This window comes from Pseudomonas brassicacearum (genome assembly GCF_003732175.1).
GTDB classification, from domain to species: Bacteria; Pseudomonadota; Gammaproteobacteria; order Pseudomonadales; family Pseudomonadaceae; genus Aquipseudomonas; species Aquipseudomonas brassicacearum_G.
Map to the genome: position 1 here is coordinate 220,750 of NZ_MOBI01000028.1, position 20,724 is coordinate 241,473.

At 55.6% G+C, this 20,724-nt stretch carries 26 protein-coding genes and 1 pseudogene; 10 read left to right on the forward strand and 17 right to left on the reverse strand.

Annotated features, from left to right (window positions below):
* Nucleotides 1-331: 331 nt before the first annotated feature.
* The gene (locus BK658_RS25535; protein WP_259740140.1) at nt 332-802 is read right to left on the reverse strand and encodes a DNA cytosine methyltransferase; all 471 of its coding nucleotides are present in this window, start codon (nt 800-802) and stop codon (nt 332-334) included.
* On the reverse strand, nt 763-963 hold the full coding sequence (locus BK658_RS25540; protein WP_123584719.1) for a Com family DNA-binding transcriptional regulator: 201 nt from the start codon (nt 961-963) through the stop codon (nt 763-765). The genes BK658_RS25535 and BK658_RS25540 overlap by 40 nt, the downstream gene beginning before the upstream one ends.
* 142 nt (nt 964-1,105) lie before the next feature.
* On the opposite strand from BK658_RS25540, the gene BK658_RS25545 reads away from it, so the two are divergent.
* The 3 genes and pseudogenes from BK658_RS25545 (at nt 1,106) to BK658_RS25555 (ending at nt 4,171) form a co-directional block, all read left to right on the forward strand.
* A complete protein-coding gene (locus BK658_RS25545) occupies nt 1,106-1,420 on the forward strand; it encodes a hypothetical protein (RefSeq protein WP_123584720.1) in 315 nt (104 codons plus the stop codon).
* A 250-nt stretch (nt 1,421-1,670) separates the two neighbouring features.
* A pseudogene (locus BK658_RS25550) lies at nt 1,671-3,057 on the forward strand (IS4 family transposase).
* 100 nt (nt 3,058-3,157) lie between these two features.
* Nucleotides 3,158-4,171, forward strand: coding sequence for an IS110 family RNA-guided transposase (locus BK658_RS25555; protein WP_123584721.1), 1,014 nt, complete (start codon nt 3,158-3,160; stop codon nt 4,169-4,171).
* Between the two features lie 568 nt (nt 4,172-4,739).
* Here BK658_RS25555 and BK658_RS25560 read toward each other — a convergent pair.
* From BK658_RS25560 to BK658_RS25575, 4 genes are all read right to left on the reverse strand, one after another.
* A complete protein-coding gene (locus BK658_RS25560) occupies nt 4,740-5,396 on the reverse strand; it encodes a hypothetical protein (RefSeq protein ID WP_123584722.1) in 657 nt (218 codons plus the stop codon).
* Nucleotides 5,397-5,529: 133 nt separating this feature from the next.
* A complete protein-coding gene (locus BK658_RS25565) occupies nt 5,530-5,883 on the reverse strand; it encodes a DUF7079 family protein (RefSeq protein WP_123584723.1) in 354 nt (117 codons plus the stop codon).
* Entirely contained in the window at nt 5,868-6,650 is a 783-nt protein-coding gene (locus BK658_RS25570; RefSeq protein WP_123584724.1) for a hypothetical protein, read from the reverse strand. The genes BK658_RS25565 and BK658_RS25570 overlap by 16 nt, the downstream gene beginning before the upstream one ends.
* A 10-nt stretch (nt 6,651-6,660) precedes the next feature.
* On the reverse strand, nt 6,661-7,206 hold the full coding sequence (locus tag BK658_RS25575; protein WP_123584725.1) for a PAAR domain-containing protein: 546 nt from the start codon (nt 7,204-7,206) through the stop codon (nt 6,661-6,663).
* A gap of 259 nt (nt 7,207-7,465) precedes the next feature.
* Here BK658_RS25575 and BK658_RS25580 point away from each other — a divergent pair, with 259 nt between their 5' ends.
* Together BK658_RS25580 and BK658_RS25585 are read left to right on the forward strand one after the other, a co-directional pair.
* Nucleotides 7,466-7,765 carry a DUF6124 family protein gene (locus BK658_RS25580; RefSeq protein WP_123584726.1) on the forward strand — a complete coding sequence of 100 codons (300 nt, stop codon included), beginning with the start codon at nt 7,466-7,468 and terminating at the stop codon, nt 7,763-7,765.
* Nucleotides 7,766-7,800: 35 nt separating this feature from the next.
* Nucleotides 7,801-8,061, forward strand: coding sequence for a hypothetical protein (locus BK658_RS25585; protein WP_123584727.1), 261 nt, complete (start codon nt 7,801-7,803; stop codon nt 8,059-8,061).
* A gap of 139 nt (nt 8,062-8,200) precedes the next feature.
* Here BK658_RS25585 and BK658_RS30440 read toward each other — a convergent pair whose 3' ends face one another.
* The 5 genes from BK658_RS30440 to BK658_RS25605 all read right to left on the reverse strand — a co-directional run bounded on the left by BK658_RS30440 (nt 8,201) and on the right by BK658_RS25605 (nt 11,135).
* Complete coding sequence (locus tag BK658_RS30440) at nt 8,201-8,329, reverse strand: hypothetical protein (protein WP_259740141.1); 129 nt, start codon at nt 8,327-8,329, stop codon at nt 8,201-8,203.
* 221 nt (nt 8,330-8,550) lie between these two features.
* A complete protein-coding gene (arsH, locus tag BK658_RS25590; protein ID WP_123584728.1) occupies nt 8,551-9,246 on the reverse strand; it encodes an arsenical resistance protein ArsH in 696 nt (231 codons plus the stop codon).
* A 13-nt stretch (nt 9,247-9,259) separates the two neighbouring features.
* Nucleotides 9,260-9,730 carry an arsenate reductase ArsC gene (locus BK658_RS25595; RefSeq protein ID WP_123584729.1) on the reverse strand — a complete coding sequence of 157 codons (471 nt, stop codon included), beginning with the start codon at nt 9,728-9,730 and terminating at the stop codon, nt 9,260-9,262.
* A gap of 215 nt (nt 9,731-9,945) precedes the next feature.
* Entirely contained in the window at nt 9,946-10,434 is a 489-nt protein-coding gene (locus tag BK658_RS25600) for a hypothetical protein (protein ID WP_123584730.1), read from the reverse strand.
* Between the two features lie 89 nt (nt 10,435-10,523).
* Nucleotides 10,524-11,135: an RBBP9/YdeN family alpha/beta hydrolase gene (locus BK658_RS25605; protein ID WP_123584731.1), complete on the reverse strand. Its 612-nt coding sequence runs from the start codon at nt 11,133-11,135 to the stop codon at nt 10,524-10,526.
* A 129-nt stretch (nt 11,136-11,264) separates the two neighbouring features.
* Here BK658_RS25605 and BK658_RS25610 point away from each other — a divergent pair, with 129 nt between their 5' ends.
* Nucleotides 11,265-11,927: a ribonuclease T2 family protein gene (locus tag BK658_RS25610; RefSeq protein WP_123584732.1), complete on the forward strand. Its 663-nt coding sequence runs from the start codon at nt 11,265-11,267 to the stop codon at nt 11,925-11,927.
* Nucleotides 11,928-12,022: 95 nt separating this feature from the next.
* Here BK658_RS25610 and BK658_RS25615 read toward each other — a convergent pair whose 3' ends face one another.
* Both BK658_RS25615 and BK658_RS25620 read right to left on the reverse strand, forming a co-directional pair.
* Nucleotides 12,023-12,676: an HAD family hydrolase gene (locus tag BK658_RS25615; RefSeq protein ID WP_123584733.1), complete on the reverse strand. Its 654-nt coding sequence runs from the start codon at nt 12,674-12,676 to the stop codon at nt 12,023-12,025.
* A 52-nt stretch (nt 12,677-12,728) separates the two neighbouring features.
* On the reverse strand, nt 12,729-13,265 hold the full coding sequence (locus BK658_RS25620) for a demethoxyubiquinone hydroxylase family protein (RefSeq protein WP_123584734.1): 537 nt from the start codon (nt 13,263-13,265) through the stop codon (nt 12,729-12,731).
* 207 nt (nt 13,266-13,472) lie between these two features.
* On the opposite strand from BK658_RS25620, the gene BK658_RS25625 reads away from it, so the two are divergent.
* From BK658_RS25625 to BK658_RS25635, 3 genes are all read left to right on the forward strand, one after another.
* On the forward strand, nt 13,473-15,044 hold the full coding sequence (locus tag BK658_RS25625) for a sensor domain-containing diguanylate cyclase (protein WP_123584735.1): 1,572 nt from the start codon (nt 13,473-13,475) through the stop codon (nt 15,042-15,044).
* Nucleotides 15,045-15,109: 65 nt separating this feature from the next.
* Nucleotides 15,110-16,009: a class A beta-lactamase gene (gene bla / locus BK658_RS25630; RefSeq protein WP_123584736.1), complete on the forward strand. Its 900-nt coding sequence runs from the start codon at nt 15,110-15,112 to the stop codon at nt 16,007-16,009.
* Between the two features lie 14 nt (nt 16,010-16,023).
* Nucleotides 16,024-16,863: an arylamine N-acetyltransferase family protein gene (locus tag BK658_RS25635; protein WP_123584737.1), complete on the forward strand. Its 840-nt coding sequence runs from the start codon at nt 16,024-16,026 to the stop codon at nt 16,861-16,863.
* A 23-nt stretch (nt 16,864-16,886) separates the two neighbouring features.
* Here the strand turns inward: BK658_RS25635 and BK658_RS25640 are convergent, their stop codons facing one another.
* A complete protein-coding gene (locus BK658_RS25640; RefSeq protein WP_123584738.1) occupies nt 16,887-17,267 on the reverse strand; it encodes a BrnA antitoxin family protein in 381 nt (126 codons plus the stop codon).
* A 3-nt stretch (nt 17,268-17,270) separates the two neighbouring features.
* Nucleotides 17,271-17,552 carry a BrnT family toxin gene (locus BK658_RS25645; protein WP_123584739.1) on the reverse strand — a complete coding sequence of 94 codons (282 nt, stop codon included), beginning with the start codon at nt 17,550-17,552 and terminating at the stop codon, nt 17,271-17,273.
* Between the two features lie 223 nt (nt 17,553-17,775).
* Between BK658_RS25645 and BK658_RS25650 the strand changes: the two genes are divergently transcribed.
* Nucleotides 17,776-19,296 (forward strand): nucleobase:cation symporter-2 family protein, encoded by a 1,521-nt coding sequence (locus BK658_RS25650; RefSeq protein ID WP_123584740.1) that lies wholly within the window; start codon nt 17,776-17,778, stop codon nt 19,294-19,296.
* A gap of 198 nt (nt 19,297-19,494) precedes the next feature.
* Here BK658_RS25650 and BK658_RS25655 read toward each other — a convergent pair whose 3' ends face one another.
* Nucleotides 19,495-20,007, reverse strand: a complete 513-nt coding sequence (locus BK658_RS25655) for an NUDIX hydrolase (protein ID WP_123584741.1) — start codon at nt 20,005-20,007, stop codon at nt 19,495-19,497.
* Between the two features lie 8 nt (nt 20,008-20,015).
* Nucleotides 20,016-20,723 (reverse strand): NUDIX hydrolase, encoded by a 708-nt coding sequence (locus BK658_RS25660; RefSeq protein ID WP_123584742.1) that lies wholly within the window; start codon nt 20,721-20,723, stop codon nt 20,016-20,018.
* Nucleotide 20,724 lies beyond the last annotated feature (1 nt).

Here is a 20,724-nt window from a genome sequence, read left to right on the forward strand (position 1 = left end):
TGGCGACCGGCTGTCACCGCCTGAGTGTGTTGTAACCGGGTCGTCTGCCAAGTGAGCCCGTCGGGACGGGACGTGCTTTGCACGAGCCACAGTTCTGTGACACGTTTTGGACACATTGGCGGCACCAACGTTTCTCTGGGGCAGGTCACTGCCAGGGTGGTGCAAGACGTATCGCTACCGCTTGATCCACATGGGTGTCAGGCACGACTCGGTCGTAGCCAGTGATGAGGAAACGGGTTCGACGGGTTCAACCAGTCAGGTTGCGTTAGAGGGATAACCCAGCAGTCAGAACTGCAGGGAAAGTAGGCTTTTAGCCTTGACTCGAGACCGGCTAATGGGTGTCCCCGTTTTTTCCTCGCCAAAATCCCACATACCCGCAGTCCGCAAGGGCCCGGATGACTGTTTCAAAGTCTTGGCTATCGTTGACAGCGAGCAGGTTAACGACGTTCTCAAGGACCACCCAGCGAGGTTGTGTTTCCTTGAGGATTCGTATGACTTCCCAAAACAAGCCGCTGCGTTCGCCGCGTAGTCCGCGGTTGTCTCGGTTGCTCTCCCGTTGTCCGGCGACGCTGATGTCCTGGCAGGGGGAGCCAGCGGTGAGGACGTCGACGGGGGGCAGGTTGTGGGCGCCGCATTGGCGCACGTCTTCAAATTGGCGTGCATGGGGAAATCGATCGGCAAGCACAGCCCGGTTGATGGGGTTGAGCTCAACTTGCCAGGCACTGCGGTAACCGGCGTTTTCAAATCCGACATCAAAGCCTCCTATACCTGCGAACAGGCTGCCAAGGGTGGGTTGCTGCATCCATGAACTCGTTGTTCTGGATGCTCGCGGCACGCTTGGGGGAGGCTCTGGGCCTTCAAGTGATTCAGTGTCCGGCAACGCGGGCACTTGATCTGTAATTCAATGAAGCCGCTGGCGGCGGCGAGTTTGCGGCAGCAGTGGCCGCAACGTATGTCTTGCATTCGTTTTCCCAAAGTTTGCGATTTACGTTATAGCCGTTGTTTCAATCGGTTCTAAAAAACTGTTATTTCTTACAGTTGGCAAGTGACGAGTAGGCGGTAAAGCTATCAAGGCGTTATTCAAAAATGAGGCTGGGAGATAAATATGATCACTGAAGTGACGTTCAGCAAGGTAACTCCAGAGGTTGATGAAAAACAAATCAAGAAGGATTTCGAAAAACAAATCAAAGCAGCAGGGCGGAAGATATCAGTATTAGATGTTGAGATTAATAGAGAAAAAAATACTGCGGTGGTTAAGTTTGAGGGCGGTCCTGCCACCACTGCTAGAGCAAAGTCTTCTTCAATACCTAAACAGGAACGTTTCAATGCAGATCGTCCTTTTGTGTACTTCGTGAACGCCGTGTCCAGCGATGGCAAGCTTTTGAGATTGTTTGATCAGTTAGAAGGCGGGAGGCAATAGTTCTGGCGCTTCTAGTGACGACTGGTAGAGGCCCCAGTCGTCTACTGGTTGACGTCAGGAAAAGAGGTGCCAAGTGGAATAACTCATAAGCGTTTCACAATCGGGTTTCTAGCATCAATAGGGGCTCATGGTGAGTGGTACTTACTTAGCAGCTAACTGGCTGATGTGACTGCAAAAAAATGAAAAAAGGCTGGCCTTGGTCTACGGTGATAGTTGCGAACACACACCCACAGAGCAAGGACCAGCCCGAGTGAATCGTAGACGTCAAATCGTCAGGCATCAACAGCAGCGCATTCGTCAACACGCCACCAACAGTAATGCTCACGCCTTCTTCAAGCTGCTCAGCGATCCAGAGCTTCTGCAACGCGTTGAGTCAACGATACCCAAACATCGTCAGCGGCTGTTCCCACCAGCCGAAACGCTGTCGATGTTTTTGGCCCAGGCGATGAATGCTGATCGCTCTTGCCAGAATGCGGTGAATGACTTGTCGATCAAGCGTTCCTGCGATGGTTTAAAGCCCAGCAGCGTTCATACCGGGGCTTATTGCAAAGCCCGAGCGCGGTTGCCAGTAGAGATGGTTTCGACTTTGTTGCGCTCCACCGGCACATCAATGAGCAACAAGGCACCGCCGTCATGGCGCTGGATGGGACGACCTGTGCGTCTTGTGGATGGCACCACGGTCACCCTGCCGGATACGCTGGCCAACCAAGAGGCGTATCCACAATCGCGTGGACAAACAGCCGGATTGGGCTTTCCCATCTGCCGTTTGGTGGGAATCATATGCCTCGCCAGCGGAGCAGTTCTAGACGCCTCGTTGGGGCGCTTTCGAGGCAAAGGCGGCGATGAGCAGACGCTGCTCAGAACAATGCTCGACACCTTGAATCGAGGTGACATTGTGTTGGGCGATGCCTACTACGCGACGTATTTTTTGTTGTGTGAACTGCAACGTCGTGGGGTCGATGGGGTGTTCGAGCAATATGGCGCACGACGACGTAGTACTGATTTTTCAACTGGGGAAATCGTTGGGGCCGGAAGATCATTTGGTTGAATTGAAAAAGCCCAGGCAGCGGCCTTCCTGGATGAGTCGGACCTATTACGACGATGCGCCAGAGACACTGACAGTACGTGAACTGAAAACCGGCGGAAAAATCCTGGTGACGACCTTGAGCTGCCCGCAGAAAGTACCGAAAGCAGCTCTCAAATCGCTGTATAAGGGCCTATGGCATGTTGAGCTGGATCTACGCAATCTCAAGACAACGTTGGGACTTGAAACGCTGAGCTGCAAGACACCTGGCATGGCCGTCAAAGAGTTATGGATTTATCTGCTGGCGCACAATCTGATTCGGATGATCATGGCCCAATCCGCTCTGTTAGCGGATTGTTTACCGCGAGAACTGAGCTTCAAACATAGTCTTCAGCTGTGCCTTGCGTTGAGGCAGTACGGGGCTGGCGAATACGGCGATGAGTTGTTGGATCTACTCGAGTTGATTGCCTGCAAACGTGTCGGAAACCGGCCTGGCAGGATAGAGCCCCGCGCTTTAAAACGAAGACCCAAGCCTTACCCCATGCTGATGCAAACACGTCGATCGGCAAGGGCTGAGGTACGGAGGAATGGGCACCCGAAGAAGGTTAAGTAAGTGCCATTCAAATCTGAGAATCATCTGGCCGGCCTCCCCACCTCCAGGAGGTGGCGCAAAATTCAAGGTGCGAACTTAGGCTTTTGCTGAGGAGGCCGTGATGAAATTCTGTGGCATAGACCTGCATTCGAACAACAGTGTTGTAGTGGTTACCGACGAAACGGACCGGATCCTGGTTAGTCGGCGCTGCCCCAACGAGCTGACGGTAATTCTCTTGCTACTGGAGCCGCACCGTGACGAACTGATTGGTATCGTGATCGAGTCCACCTACAACTGGTACTGGTTGGTCGACGGCCTCAAGGCTGCTGGCTTTGAGGTAAAACTGGCCAACCCCGTAGCGATGAAACGCTACGACGGTTTAAAGCATTCTGACGACAAGGATGATGCCGCGTTCCTGGCGCATCTGCTGCGACTGGGGATCCTGCCCACTGGCTACATTCATCCACCTGAAGAACGAGCGTTACGCGATCTGGCTCGAAAACGGATTCAATTGGTACGTACGAGAACCCAACACATCCTGGCCGTAGAAAACATCGCAGCGCGCCAGCTGGGCCATAGCCTGAGCTGTAATGAAATCAAAAGCCTGTCAGCCACATCCGTTGACAGCCTCGGTCTGCCAACGGATGTGGCTTTGGCGATGAAGGCCAATGTTGCCGTTGTCCAAGCACTGGAATCCCAAATCGCTGGACTGGAAGGTCGGTTGCTTCATCAGGTCAAATTACGGCCGGAGTTTTCCTTGCTGAAAACCATGCCGGGGATTGGTGAAATACTGGCAACAGTGATCATGTTGGAAACTGGCGACATCAACCGTTTTGCGGATGTAGGCAACTTCGCTTCCTATGCTCGATGCGTAAAAAGCGCACGCTACTCCAATGGTAAAAAGAAAGGAGAAGGCAACGCTAAAAACGGCAACGCCTACCTGATCTGGGCATTCATTGAAGCCGCCAATTTTGCACGGCGATTCAGTGAGGACGCCAAACGATTTTTCGAGAGAAAGAAAGCCAAAACCAATGGCGTGGTCGCTACCGCCGCACTGGCGCACAAACTGGCACGAGCGAGTTACCACATCTTGAAGGAGAAACAGCCTTTCGATGCCAAACGCTGTTTCGCCTGAAGGGCGAGTTAGGTGATGGTCGGCCAACCAAAAAGGGACTGGGCGCGAACCACGAAATCTGAGTAGCGACCGGCTGTCACCGCCTGAGTGTGTTGGAACCGGGTCGTCTGCCAAGTGAGCCCGCTGGGACTGGACGTGCATGGTGCACGAGCCACAGTTCTGTGACACGTTTTGGACACATTGGCGGCACCAACGTTTCTCTGGGGCAGTTCACTGCCAGGGCGATGCATGCAATACCGTTACCGCTTGATCCATATGGGTGTCAGGCACGACTCGGTCGCAGCCAATGATGAGAAAACGGGTTCGATCGGTTCAACCGATCAGGTTTAACGAAGGAAACACCCTGCCGTTAAAAAGCAGGGCGGGTCGGCTTTGGATCTTGACGTAGGACCCGCTAATGGGTGTCCCCTTTATTTGTCACATAGCAAGGCCCTGTTGCCCGAAGAGGGCAACAGGGCCTTCTTTTTTTGGGGCATTGAGTGCAATTTTGGGGGCCGGCCACGGTTTATAGCTGAGTAATTAAGCTGATGCCAAATTAATCGTGGTCTGTCCCCAAAAGTCAGTGATTTTATGGAAGGCAAATCCAGTTTTTACGTGCAATGGCATCTATGGTTGGAAAACTATACGATTTCATTTGTGGGTGCTTGGTTTTCGCAGATGCGATCATGTCACTTAAGGTTTTTTTATAGGCTGCTAAGACTTTGATAAAATCAAAAACGTTTTTTTCATCCAGTGCCTTTGTGGGAGAGTTTTGTATCTCTAACAAAATTCTTTGAAGGGCCCATTTTGGGATTTTATTTTGTAAGATGAAAAATAAGTTAATGGCGGTATAAAGCTCTTGGTTAATAGTGGGGATCGATTGAGCTGTTATGCTGGAATGTTTGTCGCTCTCTTCTTCTGGTCCGTTAGTCGATACTTGTGGCCCTGGCCCCGTTCCTGGAATTTGGATGTTTTGCATGGGGTTTATCAAATGCGGCATTTTTTGATTGAGTATCTTTAGGAAGCTCGCGGCGCAGCTTTTACCTACTGAAAATGTACCTTCATCCTTAGGGTTGGTCTTGTTTTTATAATGAAATATAGTGTGCTCATTCTCTAACTCTCCACAACATCCGTCAATGGTTGAACCAGGCATTAGCGCAATTCTTGAGATGACTTGTACATCATAAAGAGCACAGATGTTTTTCTTCTTGTCGTCGCCTTTGCAGTTCTCGGTTAGGTGCGCCATGTGTTGTTTTCCTGAAGTCAATATGTGTTTAAGTCAAGGTGGAAGCAGGAGCTGCAATTCAAGGGTGAATCACGATTTTTGGCTTGAGTGATTAAGCCTGTGCCAAATAAGTCGTGTTCTGTCCCCGATCTTCTTAAAATTTTATTATCTCCCTCCAGATGTAGCCGTAGCTATAACGTAGCCAGGCAACTTTCAGCTTGTCAAATACACGACGCAGCCAACTATTTTCTCGTGCCTGGAGTTCCTTTTCAATTTCACTTAATAGCCACTCATCCTTGAAGCCTGTCCAAATCGGAGGGACAGGTGTTTCAAGGTTGCTAAAACACACAGGTGCGACTTCTGAGTACAAAATGTCTTTCACTACTTTCAGGTCATAGCCCCGGATTCGTTCCGCGATATAGGCATAGTCGACAGCGCTATCTACAAATGCCTCTGCCAGTGCTATCTGAATACTCGCTCGTTCTGCTGAGGTCAGAATATGTCCCAATGGGCCAACTCCTTTAGCTCGTCGTCGAATGTATCGGCAGCGATTCCGCCCGCTATGCCACCGGCTACGCTACCGATGAGTACAACGGCTATAGCGCAGGCAGGCGCGCCTGGGCCACAAATAACCGATATGCCCAAGCCTGCAAGAAGGCTTCCCGCTGCGCCGCCGCCCAAGATGGTGGCTTGACGAGCCGTCTCTTTAGCCTTGTCGTCAGCGTTCAGTATTTGGTAGGTGGCCAGCACTGCCGTCATGATGATGCCGACCTTACCCATGACAGACATGATTTTGGTGCCAGAGGTGAACTTGGCATTGGCACTGCCGGACCGCTCTAGCGCTCTGTACAGGACTTCTTTTTGCTGTGTCTTAGAAAGTTGCTCGTAGTTCTTGTTGAACTGGGCTTGAGATTTTTCGTTCAGTACGTCGGCGTGTGTCTTACCAGCCTTTTTCTTTTTTTGTACGATGGCCAAGCCTTGCGCAGATGTAAGCTTGCGATGTTCGAACATGATTTTGTTGCGCATCTCATTGCTGAACTTTGTGCCGTCTTCAACGCTGATGTTGCCAGCTTTCACCTCAGCAAATATTTGCTGCGCCATTCGCCGAATGTTTTTCTCATAGCTCACACGGACCCGTTCGTCCTTGATGGCATCGATGGAAAAGCGACTTGCAGCTCCTTCCATACCCGCAACCGCCATCTCAAGGGGGGACTGGTAGAGCGTATGTTCACTTTTAACGATATAGCTTCCGGTTACCAGGTTCGGTTCCGTCACGAGAATATCCTTATCCCAAAATGTCTTTCAGTAGTCCGTCGATACCGGCGGTGGTGCAGGTGTTCTCGTGCTGGGCGAATGCCAAGGTATGGCATGCCTTTCCGGTGGGATTGGAGAATTTGACCGAGTTGTTTGAGTCGAATACCCCGGACATCGAAGACCCGTCGTCAAAGTGAGTCGTGCAGGCAAACCCTTCATAACTCTCTGCTGCAGGAATCTTAAAGCCGATCCAGTTCCCGTGGATGGTCATAGGCGTAGGCGGAGTGAACGGTGCCGGCGTATGTGAGTCACCGATAATCACCGTGCCCGAACCACCAATCACGATGTCACCATGGGTGCCAACACTGTCGACTAGAGCGGCATTTTTAACATTGATGAAAACCGTAGCGGATACGCCCGAGACTAAAGCGCTACCGCAGGTGCAAGTGTCGCCTTTAGTCGCGGCTGCAAGTCCGTCGAAGAACACGTCGGGAGACCCGGAGGCGATCGCTTTGGGGCCGTGCCCGGGCATGGGGCAACTGGTCGGGTCGGTGATGCGTGCGGCTGGCTTTGCCATGTTTGACCTCCTGTCAAAGAACTCCTTATGAAGATCGCGACCTTAACAGACTGAGAAGGGCAATGGGGGTGGCCCATATTCATACCTGAATACAGGTTTCGGAAATTTCCCGCATGTCTTGGCGTTCTTGGCCGACTTGTGAGAGGCGACTACCAAAAGTAGATTCCACGTGTCGCTGCAAATTCAGCGGCCGGATGTGGAAGTCCGTTCTATTGCTAAAGGAGCCCAAGCACCCATAAATGCTAAAGGAGCTTCACTCATGAAAAAGATCACCCCCAATCCCCCCGAAACCCCAGCCGTCTCCGACCCCACCACCCACGTCTTCACCATCGCCCCCAACATCGACACCGAAACCCTGCTAATCCACACCTCCGAAACCCTCGCGTCCCTCAACGCCATGACCACCGACCTGGCCTTCGAACTCAAAGGCTCACGCCGCCATGTGGCGTTGGCCATGCAGCAACTGGTGGTACTCAGCGAGTTGTTGGTGAACCGCGCCTTGGAGCACTTCGATACGCCGGACTTGGCGTCCGGGGTTTCGTCCGCTGCTCGTCACTGAGTGCTCGCGCTGGTTCATTCACTGGAGGTTTTGCCATGGCTCGATACATGCCGATCACCGGCATTGACTGCACAATTGCGTCGCTGCTGATTGACACCGAAGCGCCGGTCGATGTGCTGCACGACACGGCGGCGTACCGCATTCGCAGCGTGACGCAATTGCTGGAAACGCTTTCCCTGGGCGAGGGGCTTGGCCGTGATGCGTTGCTGTTGCAGGATTTCGCGCGGGTGTTGGCGATTCCGCTGCGCGATGGGTGTGATTTGATGGATGTGATCGGGCGGCGATTGCAGCGGTAAACGAAAAGGGGCGACCGCAACGGTCGCCCCTTGTTAATCATCGATCTGTTTATAAGGCTGTAGCGTATTGACGGGGCAGATTATTATTTTTTGAAGTGCCCCACTATATCTGTCTACTTGTTTTGAAAGTAACCGACAGTCAATCTACGCTCTCATTAGCCTCTTTTGTGGCCTGTTCTTTCTTCCGGTTTTTTAAATCTCTTCTGGCAGCCCATGCAAGGCCAATGATTGTAACGGTAACAAAGATGATGATTTGTTCAGTAGGCATTTGCTTTCCTTCATAAGGCATCCGTTGGAATAGCGACGTCCCTGAATTCGCATAAGGTTTGTCCATGCTAATCAACGAAAGGAATGCAGTTGTTAAGAATGTGTACCTCAGATGTAAAAGAGTGTGATCGGAGATGGGACGTGAATAGTTAAAGTGTTACAGAAGTTGTAGGAAGTGTGCAGGAGCGGCCATCGCGGTCGCTCCTTGTTTATTTCGAGGCTTTATATCGAACGCTGATTAACCCGCTTGCTCAATTCCTCTGCGCTTTCCTTGCGTTCCGAGTAGCGGTCGACGAGGTCGGGGCGGTCGCGTAGCAGGAGGGTGAATTTCACCAGTTCTTCCATCACGTCGACCACGCGGTCGTAGAGCGCGGAGGGTTTCATGCGGTTCTGCTCGTCGAACTCCATGAAGGCCTTCGGCACGGAGGACTGGTTGGGGATGGTGAACATGCGCATCCAGCGCCCCAGTACGCGCAGTTGGTTGACGGTGTTGAACGACTGCGAGCCGCCCGAGACCTGCATCACTGCCAGGGTTTTGCCTTGGGTCGGGCGTACGGCGCCCATCGCCAGCGGCACCCAGTCTATTTGCGCTTTGAACACGGCGGACATCGAGCCGTGGCGTTCCGGCGAGCACCACACCTGGCCTTCTGACCACTGCATCAACGTCAGCAGTTCCTGGACTTTCGGGTGGTCGCTGGGCGCGTCGTCCGGCAGCGGCAGGCCGGAGGGGTTGAAGATCTGCGTTTCGGCGCCGAAGTGCTCCAGCAACCGGGCCGCTTCTTCCACCAGCAGGCGGCTGAACGAGCGCGGGCGGGTCGAGCCGTAGAGCAGCAAAATGCGTGGCTTGGGGTTGTCGACCGCGGAGTGGTGCAAGGTGTCGGAAAGCAGTGTGTCGAGGTTTGGCAGTTGATCGCTCATGCGGCGCTCCAGGCTAAAGGGTGGCGATGCGCTCGAGTTCGCGCTGGAGTGCAGCGGCGTCGAGGCGTTCGAAGGGCAACTGGAGGAAGGTGCGGCAACGGGTTTCGATGGTGGCCAGCGTGGCGTTGAAGGCGGCGTTGATTTGCTCTTCGCTACCGCTGACGTCAGACGGGTCTTCAAGCCCCCAATGCGCTTTGAGCGCGGGGCCGAAATACACCGGGCAAGTTTCACTGGCGGCCTTGTCGCACACGGTGATGACGATGTCTGGCGGGCTGTCTGCAAAGGCGTCGTTGCCCTTGCTGCTCAAGCCGTCAGTGGCAACGCCGGCGGCCTGCAAGGTGGTCAGGCTACGCGGCAGGACCTGGCCTTTGGGAAAGCTGCCGGCGCTCACGGCTTCGAAACCTGCCGGGGCGAGGTGGTTGAACATGGCTTCGGACAGGATGCTGCGGCAGCTGTTGGCCGTGCACATGAACAGGACTTTCATCGATTTCTCCGTAGGGCGCCGGGCCGGGGGTATGAATATATGGTTTGGCGAATATACGGATTGTCGGATATCAGGTAAAGCGCGGTGAGTGACAGGGGTGGGGGCAGATTTCATGGCTGAAACGAAAATGGGCGACCGCAACGGGTCGCCCATTTTTTTGGGAATTGGCAGGGAAGGGGGACACGCCACGATGCATCCCCAAATGGCGCTCGGCTTTAGAGCGCCAGGCCTTCCTGTATCACCGAGAGAAAGTTGTCCTCATTGAGTTCGACCGGATCCTGTCGAGGTTGTCCGTTGCGCGGGATCGTCTGGATCTGCCAATGCGCTTCACCGTGTACGGTCTCGGTCCGGCGTAAATACCGCTCTTGGCCTTTGCAGAGGATATCGACACGGCCCATGCTGCCAATGACGAAGCGAGCGATGGGGTCGAGGGTGATGCTGTGGTGGTTGCCCTCGATCAACAGTTTGTCGATGGCATAGTTGAAAGTCTCGCCGGAGGGGAGGCTTTCGAAAACGTGTGTAGGGATGCGGCGAATGTTCAAGCCGACTTCGGTCAGTGGCTCCAGCCATGCTTCAAGCTGGTGGTACATCGCATAGACCTGTATCGGCCAATGCTCAATTGCCGTATCCGCGCAGGCTTCCGCGTCCGCACGGGTTTGTTGTTTCTGTTTCAGTTTTACAGCGAGCTCATCTGCCTTACTCATTTCGATTCCCTATCGTGATGTAAGTGTAGGCGTAGCGACTTCAAGGTACTTCACCTTGGCGGGTGATGACTAGTCGCAATCCGTCGCCATTAGCGGTTCGTTTTTTCGTTGATCATGTCCAGCAGAATCTCTTCCACCAGCGGCAGTTCGGTGAACCCGTCACTGGCCAGGAAGTGTCCGCCGTGCTCTAGCGCGTGGAAGTGCGCCTCCAGTATCTGGCTCAGTTTTTCAGTGTGGGTGAACGGCACAATCGTGTCGTCTTGCGCGGCGATGACGGAGCGTTGCGCCGACATCTGGATGATCTGATGCGAATCGAATCCCTGTTCAACGAATCCATTGAGGCTTGGCAGCACAGACAGCGTTTCTACGAAGCCTGAGAGCAACACCAGCCCACCCAATCGGGTCGATGCTGCTTGTTTAGCCAGGTGCGCAAGCAGGCTGATGCAGCCCAGGCTGTGGGCGACGAAATAGGTGTTTGGGTCGTGACGGGTGATGTGCTCGTCCAGGTAATGCGCCCACTCCTCGACGTTCGGTTGCAGGGGGCTGGGCATCTCCAGGATGTCGACCCGTATCCCTTGGGTTTCAAGGCGGTCTTTCAGCCAGGGAAACCAATGGGCCTGTGGGGAGGCGCGGTAGCCGTGGACGACATACACCTGAATATCGCCGGGGTTTGGGGGGCTTCGTTGATCAATAGAGAACATAAGGCAACCTCAAAAGCTATTGAGCATAGAAGCCTCGACGTGGATTCAGCAAGGTCGCCTCAGACAGTACTTGACCGGCCAATCACCAGAATGAGACAACCAGCCGATTTGCCCCAAAGGAGAGGGTTTATGAAAAAACTGTATGCACTGGTCGCGCTCTTTGCGCTGACGATTGGCAGCGTCGGCATGAGCGACGCTCGGTCCCATCGCGATAAGCAGCAGACCGAGTCGGTGGCGGGGGTGTTTGATTACTACCTGCTGACGCTGTCCTGGTCGCCGACGTTTTGCCTGACTCATCAGAACAACCCGCAATGCTCGGGCAAAGGCTACGGCTTTGTGCTCCACGGTCTATGGCCGCAGTACGCCAAGGGCGGTTGGCCGGAGTCGTGTCCGCCGATGGTGCCGTTGTCGCCAGCGGAGCAAAAACAAGGGCTGACGCTGTTTGTGACGCCAAAATTGCTTCAGCATGAATGGTCAAAACACGGCACGTGCAGCGGTCTTGGCGCCTCGGGTTATCTGGATATGGCGGACAAGGCGGTTGGCACGGTGAAAATCCCGGACAAGCTGAAGCCCTTGAGCACCGAGATTTACTTCCCGGCCCAGGAAATTGCGCAGATGTTCCGTCAGAGCAATCCAGGGATTCCAGAGAATGGTATCGCGATTGTCTGCAACGGACCCGAGTTGTCGGAAGTGCGCGTGTGCCTGGGTAAGGACTTGTCGTTCGGGGCTTGCGGCAAGGGCGTGAAGAGTCAGTGTCGGGCGGGTGATATTCGGGTTCCACCAATGCGTTGATTGGGATCGTTGTCGATTTATTGGCAAAAATGGGCGACCTCGGTCGCCCGTTTTTGTGTGTTCGTTGCCTTGTAAATGTGTTGCCTGTCGGTTCGTTATGCCGGCTCGTTCAGTGCCTGCACCGGCAAACCCATCGCCGCCAGGTCTTTGCGCAGTTGCGCTGCACTGGTGAACTGCAGCGCATTGAAGCCTTCCTGGCGTGCACCTGCGATGTTCGGCGCGTGATCATCGATAAACACCGCATGGTGACCTTCGAGCTGGTAGCGAGATTTCAGTAGCTGGAAGATCGCCGGGTCGGGCTTGATGAGACCTACTTCGCCGGACACCAGAATGCCCTCGAACGTGTGCAGAAAGGGAAAACGTTGAAGGGCAATCGGGAAGGTTTCGGCGGACCAGTTGGTCAGGGCCAGCAGGCGGACGCCTTTGGCGTGCAGTTCATCGAGGATCTGCACGCTCTCTTCCAGTACGCCGCCGAGTGTCTCTTCCCAGCGCTCGTGGTACGCACGAATCAGCGTCTCTTGTGACGGATGCCGCGCGATGGCCTCCTCGATTCCTTCCTGCCACGACCGGCCCGCGTCCTGGCGCTCGTTCCACTCGGGAGGGCAGACCTCGGAAAGAAAGGTCTCCATGGCCTGTACGTCATTGCCGAAGATTTTTCGGTAGAGGTTTCTTGGGTTCCAGCGAATCAGGACATTGCCGAGGTCGAACACTACGGTGTCGATGGTTGTCGGGTGGTTCAGCGTGCTCATGCTTTTCCTCCATGGATTGGCTTCTGTAGACGGTGATAGGGAGCTTCTGTTTTTACCGCATCCCAAACCGAATAACACCCTCTGTAAACAAACTGATCATCCATCTGAACGGCCCATACAACAGCGTGCTGCCGCCTTCGATTCGACCGGTATCGCGGTGGTTTTCCTCATCTTCCAGAATCGACTGGACCGTTTCATAGGCGGCCAGATCGTTCCGGCTTTCAAGGTAGGCGAGCTGGTTTTTTAGATGGCTCACCACGACTGACTCCACCGCCCAGGTGCAGGCCATGACGCCGCTTTTCCCGAGTAGCGCCGAGATAAAACCCATGAACCAGCCCCCGGCGCCGCAGAGCCAGTAGCTCTTGCACTTGATGCCGTTGCGGCGCTGTATCTCTTCCCAGAACCGGTTCATGTGACGTTTTTCGTCCTCCATGAAGCTTTCCAGAAGGGGCACGTAGTCCTTGCGCAGCAGCCGGGATACAAAGATCTGCGATCGGTAAATGTTGATAGCGCCGAATTCCCCGGCGTGGTTCACCTTGAGAATCTTTCTGGCGGTGTCCAGCGATGCAGAGCTGTCTTTATATTTCATCGGGCGTGGACATTCGCAGGGCAGTATTGGTGGGAGGCATTGACGTTTCAAAGGGCATCAACAAATGCGTTGAACATTACAGGAGAAAAGAAGAAGCGGGTTTATGACTCGCACCACAATTGCTCCTCATCACCCCTGTAGGCTAAGCTCCGCGGCATTAAGGGATCTGGGCTTTTGCTCATGCCTTACCCTTCAAGGATGACCCTTTTGCCTACCCCCATTCACGACCCTCATTACACCCCCGGCGGCCCGCTTAAACGCCTGCCGCTGCGCAAGGCTGCGATGATGTTTGTTGCGGCGGTTTGCCTGTGTTTGTGTGGTTTGCTTTACCTGCAACTGGAACAGTCCCGGCGCTACGATTTGTCGTTGGCTGAGGTGGCGTCGTCGAACCTGACGCGGGCGATGGCGCAGCAGGCGCAGGACACGTTTCTGAGCGCGGACCTGGTGATGACCAGCCTGGTCGACTGGATTGAGGCAGAGGGTTTTGGCGTGCTGCAGAACCCGCGGTTGCAACAGACCTTTGCGCGGCGGGTGCAGGCGCTTGAGCAGTTACACGGGCTGTTTCTGTTCGATAAAAACGGCCAGTGGGTGGTGACATCGTTTGATGACCTGCCGCGTCGCGAGGGGGTGGCGGATCGCGACTACTTCAAGTTCCATCAGCAGAATCCTACCTTGCTCGCGCACATCGGGCCGGCGATTCGTAGCCGGCAGAATGGCGAGTGGATCATTCCGATTTCCCGGCGGATAAACGACCAGCATGGCGAGTTCCAGGGCGTGCTGCTGGTGGGGATCAAGCTGTCGTACTTCGATCAGTTCTTCAAAAGCTTCAGCCTCGATGACAATGGCGTGATGTTTCTGGCGTTGTCGGACGGTACGCTGCTGGCCAGGCGACCGTTCGAGGAAGCGCGGATAGGCGAGTCGCTGGCGCATGGGGATATTTTCCAGAAGTACCTGCCCCATGCCAGTTTCGGCAATGGGATGATCCGTTCGGTAGTGGATAACGTGATCCGGCTGTATGGCTATCGTCAGTTGGACGCCTACCCGCTGGTGGTTGCCGCGGCGACCCCGAAGGAGACGATTCTTCGGGGCTGGTACGCCAACGCCTATCAATCCAGCGTCGTCGTTGCCCTGGTGGTGCTCGGTGTGGGTTTGTTCGGTTGGGTATTTGTGCTGCAGGTTCGCAATGGTGAGCTTATCGAGGCGGATTTGCGGACTGCGCAAGAGCAGCTGGAAGTGATCGCGACTCACGATAGCCTGACCGGGTTGGCAAATCGTCGGCTGTTCGAGCGGGCGCTGGACATCGAATTTGCACGGGGTGCGCGCCAACAGAGTTCGTTGAGCCTGATCATGCTCGATATCGATTTTTTCAAACGTTACAACGATGCCTACGGTCATGTGGCGGGGGATCAGTGCCTGGCGGAAGTGGCGCGCGCGGTAAACAGTTGTTGTCTGCGCAAATCCGACCTGGCGGTGCGTTATGGCGGTGAAGAGTTTGCGGTGCTGTTGCCCGACACTGACATTCACGGCGCCTTTACGATTGCCGAGCAGATCCGCCACAGTGTCAAGGACAAGCACATCATCCATTCAGGAGCGCCTTCGGGGCATCTGACGGTGAGCCTGGGCTGTTATGCGTTTGTGCCCAAAGACGGGGATAGCATCGAAGTGTTTATCGAACGGGCAGACGCGGCGTTGTATCAGGCGAAAAATTTTGGTCGAAACCGCACGGTGGTGGTGTCGATGGAAGGAAATCCTGAAGGGGTAGTGCATCCGGAAGTCTGATGAAGGGGCGGGGCGCGGTTGCACAGCGGATCCGTCTGTAATGTTTGTTTTTTACGAGGCACTGCATGAAGTATTCACCTTCGCGACGTTCATTGTTGAAGGCAGGTCTGACACTGCCATTGATCACACTGGTAGTTCCGGCCTGGGCTAACGCTTCAGCTGCGGATAAACCGCTGGCCGAGTTGTACAAGAAACTTGCCGAATTGGAGGACAGTGCGAAAGGTCGATTGGGCGTTGCTTTGATCAACACTGCCAATGGCCACGAGATTCAGTATCGGGGCGGTGAGCGTTTTCCGTTCTGCAGTACTTTCAAGTTGATGTTGGCCGCAGCGGTGTTGCACAAAAGCATGGCTGAGCCGGGGTTGCTGGAAAAGCATATTGCCTATGCTGAAGCCGACCTGCTGTCTTACGCCCCCATCGCCAAACAGAATCTGAAACAGGGCATGAGCGTTGCGCAGTTGTGCGCCGCCGCGTTGCAATACAGCGATAACACTGCCGCCAACTTGTTGATCAAGGAGTTAGGTGGAGTGGCAGCGGTTAACCTGTTTGTCAAAGGCCTGGGTGATCCGGCGTTCCGGCTTGATCGCCAGGAACCGGAGTTGAATACGGCGATTCCTGATGATCCGCGTGACACTACGACACCGGCAGCGATGGCCGCCAGCGTGCAGAAGGTGGTGCTGGGTGGCGCGTTGGCAACGCCGCAGCGCGAGCAGTTGGCGACCTGGCTCAAGGGCAATACCACCGGCGATGCGAGCATTCGGGCTGGCACACCGGCCGGGTGGATCGTCGGCGATAAAACCGGTAGCGGCGACTACGGCACCACAAACGATGCGGCGGTGCTTTGGCCACAGACAGGCGCACCCGTGGTGCTCGCGGTTTACTTCACCCAGCATCAAAAAGACGCAGAAGCGCGTCGTGATGTTCTGGCTACTGCCACCCGTTTGGTGATGGCGCACGTGTCCTGAGCAAGGAGTCATTGATGATTCAGGCTGAACTATCGGATGTTGACCTCTACCTGAAGCGCCTCGGTTATGACACGCCGCCGCCGGCCACGCTCGACACCCTTCGCGAGTTGCAGTCGCGTCATACCGCAACGTTTCCTTTTGAAACCCTGTCGACGATGCTGTGGGTTCCGGTGCCCATCGACTTGCCTTCGGTCGAGCGCAAAGTCCTGCACGAGGGGCGAGGCGGTTACTGTTACGAACTCAACAACATGTTCCTCGCCCTGCTTCAGCAGCTGGGGTTCGAAGCCCGAGGGATCACCGGGCGGGCGGTGCTGGGTGGCCCTGAGGACGCGTTGACCGCGCGTACTCACCGCTTGAGCCTGGTCACCCTGGACGGGGTTCGTTATATCTCGGATGTCGGCTTTGGCGGCATGGTACCCACGGCGCCACTGCGCCTCGATACTGAAGAGGAGCAACCGACGGGCCATGAACCGTATCGCATCGTTCGGCAGGACAGCAGCTACGCTTTGCGCGCGAAGGTCGCGGGCGAGTGGCGGCCGATGTATGTGTTCTATCTGCAGGCTCAGTCAGACATCGATTACCAGATCGGCAACTGGTATGTCTCGACCCACCCCGATTCTCCGTTTCGTGGGCAATTGAAAGTGGCGCGCACCGGGCCAGGGATGCGCCGCACGCTCAACAACGGCAGCTATACCATTCACCGGATGGGTCAGGAGAGCGAACGCCGGCAGCTCACAGATGCTGATGAAGTGATTGCGGTGCTGGAGCGCGAGTTCGACATTTGCGTGCCGCAGCATCCGCAGTTGAGGCAGGTGCTGACGCAGTTGGTCAGCTCAAGTGAAAGGCCAGACTGAGCACTGCGTGCGGTAAGCGCGCGTCAGGCACGGCTCAGTGTTCGAGTCGTTTTGGCTTTTGCCTTCGGGCTGTGCTCAGCTTCGAGCATCCGGTTGATTTCACTGGCTGCCGCACTCAACGTCAGCTCCAGTGATTTCATTTCAGCAGCGGTAATTCCCTTCTTCAGGTGTTTGATGCCTGCATCAATGGCGGAGGCAGGCGTCGGACCCTGACCTTTTGCGTTCAGCAAGGCTTGGCGCAAGGTGTTGTTGATCACGGTCTGATAGCCATATCCTGCACTCTCTGCGAGTTCGCGTGCTGCCTCTATCACGGCGTCGTCGAGCATGATGGTGATGCGGGTCTTGCCTTTGCTGGCAGCAACCGGCCCGCGTTTGGCACTGCTGAAATCGTATTCTTCTTTCATGGCTCAAGCTTCCAGGTATTGGCGGCGCTCATGGTGGGTAGCGATGCGAGCGGAAATGATTCGAACGAAGTTCGGATCGCGGTAGGTGTAGACAACCACTGGTACCCGGTCCAAAGCATCTTTACCCATAACGATCCACCGTTGCTCATCATGGTCGCTGTCCGGGAGCGTCAGGGCATTGTTGTCGTAGAACACCGGTTCTGTGTCGGCGAGACTGATGCCCTTGTGCTTCCTTTTGTTTGCAGCATTTTTTACTTCGTCGTACTGAATGTCGAACGTCTTCATTATGCATACTTTATATGCATAAAAAAGGCAGCGAGTGAGCCGTTGATCGCTGAAGAGACTTGAAGGTTAGTCGTCGTGGGGGAGAGACTGAGGGAAGAACTATTTCAAGATCTTGATGTGGCGCCGCAAATACTGGCCGGCAAACTGTATACAACTCTATAGACATTTGTCTTGAGTATTGAATACAGTGTGCGCATAACAAAAACCAGGGAACCCCCTCACGATGAAAACGCCCTCTGTTTCACACCAACGGCCTGAGGATGAAAACCTCGGGGTCGGCGCGAATATGGCTTACGGCCTGCAACACGTTCTGACCATGTATGGCGGTATCGTTGCGGTACCACTGATCATCGGCCAGGCGGCCGGGCTTTCTCCGGCAGACATCGGTCTGTTGATTGCGGCGTCACTGTTTGCGGGGGGCTTGGCGACATTACTGCAAACCCTCGGATTGCCATTTTTTGGCTGTCAGTTACCGCTGGTGCAGGGTGTTTCCTTCTCGGGCGTCGCAACCATGGTGGCGATTGTCAGCAGCGGCGGTGAGGGTGGTTTTCAGTCGATTCTGGGGGCGGTGGTCGCTGCCTCGTTGATTGGGCTGCTGATCACGCCGGTGTTTTCTCGAATTACCAAGTTTTTCCCGCCGTTGGTCACCGGCATCGTGATCACCACCATCGGCCTGACACTGATGCCGGTGGCAGCGCGCTGGGCCATGGGCGGTAACAGCCACGCCGAGAGCTTCGGCAGCATGGCGAACATCGGGCTGGCGGCATTGACGCTGGCACTGGTGCTGATGTTGAGCAAGATCGGCAGCGCCACGATCTCCCGCTTGTCGATTCTGTTGGCCATGGTGATCGGCACCGTGATTGCGGTGTTCCTTGGTATGGCCGACTTTTCGACGGTGACTCAAGGGCCGATGTTTGGCTTCCCGACACCGTTCCACTTCGGCATGCCGACCTTCCACTTCGCGGCGATCCTGTCGATGTGCATTGTGATCATGGTGACGCTGGTGGAAACCTCCGCGGACATCCTGGCGGTTGGTGAAATCATCGGCACCAAGGTTGATTCCAGGCGTCTGGGCAACGGTCTGCGGGCCGACATGCTGTCGAGCATGATCGCGCCGATCTTTGGCTCCTTCACCCAAAGTGCCTTTGCGCAGAACGTCGGGCTGGTGGCGGTGACCGGGATCAAGAGCCGCTACGTGGTGGCCACGGGCGGGGTGTTCCTGGTGGTGCTCGGGCTGTTGCCGGTGATGGGGCGAGTGATTGCCGCCGTGCCGACATCCGTCCTCGGCGGTGCCGGTATCGTGCTGTTTGGCACCGTGGCGGCGAGTGGTATTCGTACGCTGTCCAAGGTCGATTACCGCAACAACGTGAACCTGATCATCGTCGCTACTTCCATCGGTTTTGGCATGATCCCCATCGCCGCCCCCAACTTCTACGATCACTTCCCCAACTGGTTCGCAACCATCTTCCATTCCGGCATCAGCTCGTCGGCGATCATGGCGATCGCGCTCAACCTGACCTTCAACCACTTCACTGCCGGCAACTCGGACCAACAATCGGTCTTCGCTGCCGGTACCGAACGGACCTTGCGTTTCCAGGATCTGGCGGCGCTGCGTGAAGGGGATTACTTCAGTCACGGCAAGCTGCATGACTGCGATGGTAATGAAGTGCCGGTGGTGGTGGATTCGTCCCACGGCCCGACGGAGCATCATGCGGAGCATTCCAAAAGCAGTGAGCATGTCTGACGACACTGTGCAGAGCGGCGCCTGACCGACCTCACGCTCACAACCGATAAACAGAAGGGCAGAGGGGATTGCATCCCTTCTGCCCTTTTTGCATGGCATGTTCCGACTGACAGTCGACAACCTGCAGCGGCCTTGAGTCATTGCGCGACCCCAAGCGCTTGCCCACGCTGCGCCGCTTTATCGAGTTCGCCGGGGGCGCTAGGGGCGACCGGCCTCGCAGGCGATCAGCATCATTGCCGCCGAGAGCGTGTGGCCATCGGTGATCTGGCCGGCGGTGATCATTGCCATCAGTTCCTGGCGGGTGATGAACAAAAGATCATCCACCTCGCCATCGGTTTCGTCGGTGGCTTGTGTATCGAGGTAGACCTGGCACACCGCAACCGCACTGGCTATCAACGATGTGTTGCTGTGCAGCAAGCCCAGCTCCTTGACCTTCAGCGCCTGCCAGCCCGTCTCTTCCAGCAGCTCGCGGGCCGCCGCGTCGCTGGCGGATTCGCCCTCGTCGATGGCGCCTCGCGGGAATTCGATGGACATCCCGCCAATGGCCCGGCGCTTGAGGTTGACCAGCATCAACCGGCCGTCTTCCAGGGTCGGTACGGCCACCACGCCATTGATAGCCCGGGCTTCCTTGATGATGAAGTAGCCGTTCTCGCGGACCACTTTGAAGTATGGGGTTTGCAGCAGGCACTGGGATTCGGTGACGGGCTTCATGCGCGGTATTACTCCAGAAAGCAGCGATCGAAAAGGTAGAGATTGGCGGGTTTGAGGTTTTCTACCGTGGCTTGCGGGCGACCGCCGTCGCCGCTTTTTTTGCGCCCGGTCTCTTGCAGGTAGCCGGCCTCGATCATCTTCAGCAGGCGCTGGCGGATGCTGGTCTTGAGCACCGGTCGTTCAAGCACCAGGGAGAAAATGCTCACCGCTTCAGGCGCGCTGAACTCGTTGCCGAGGAACATCAGCGGCAGGCTGCTGTACAACGACTTGGAGAACAGGCGCTCCTGCACCGAGGCCACCAGGCTGTTGTGATCGAAGGGCAGTTTGGTCGAGGCTTCGGCCACGTCCTTGAGCGGGAAAAATCGTTGCTGTTCGGCCGGCTGGACCGCATCGCTGACGATGGCGAGGTAGAAGGTCGACGACGACCAGCAGCGCGGATCGCGGAACGCGTCGCCGACAGTACCGACCTGCTCAATCCAGGCCAGCGGCATGCCGACTTTTTTCGAGGCGCGCAGGCGCTCCACGGCATCGTTCAGTGTGAGGTCTTCGACCCCACCATTGACCACGATCCCTGGCAGCGCCCAATGACCGGCGAACGGTTCGGTTTCGCGTCGGTTCAGGAGGATTTCCAGCGCCTGGGTTTCCCGGCAGTAGCACAGCACACAAAGGTCGATGGTATGCAGGTAGGCGCTTGGATGGGGAGTGCGGTCTGGCATG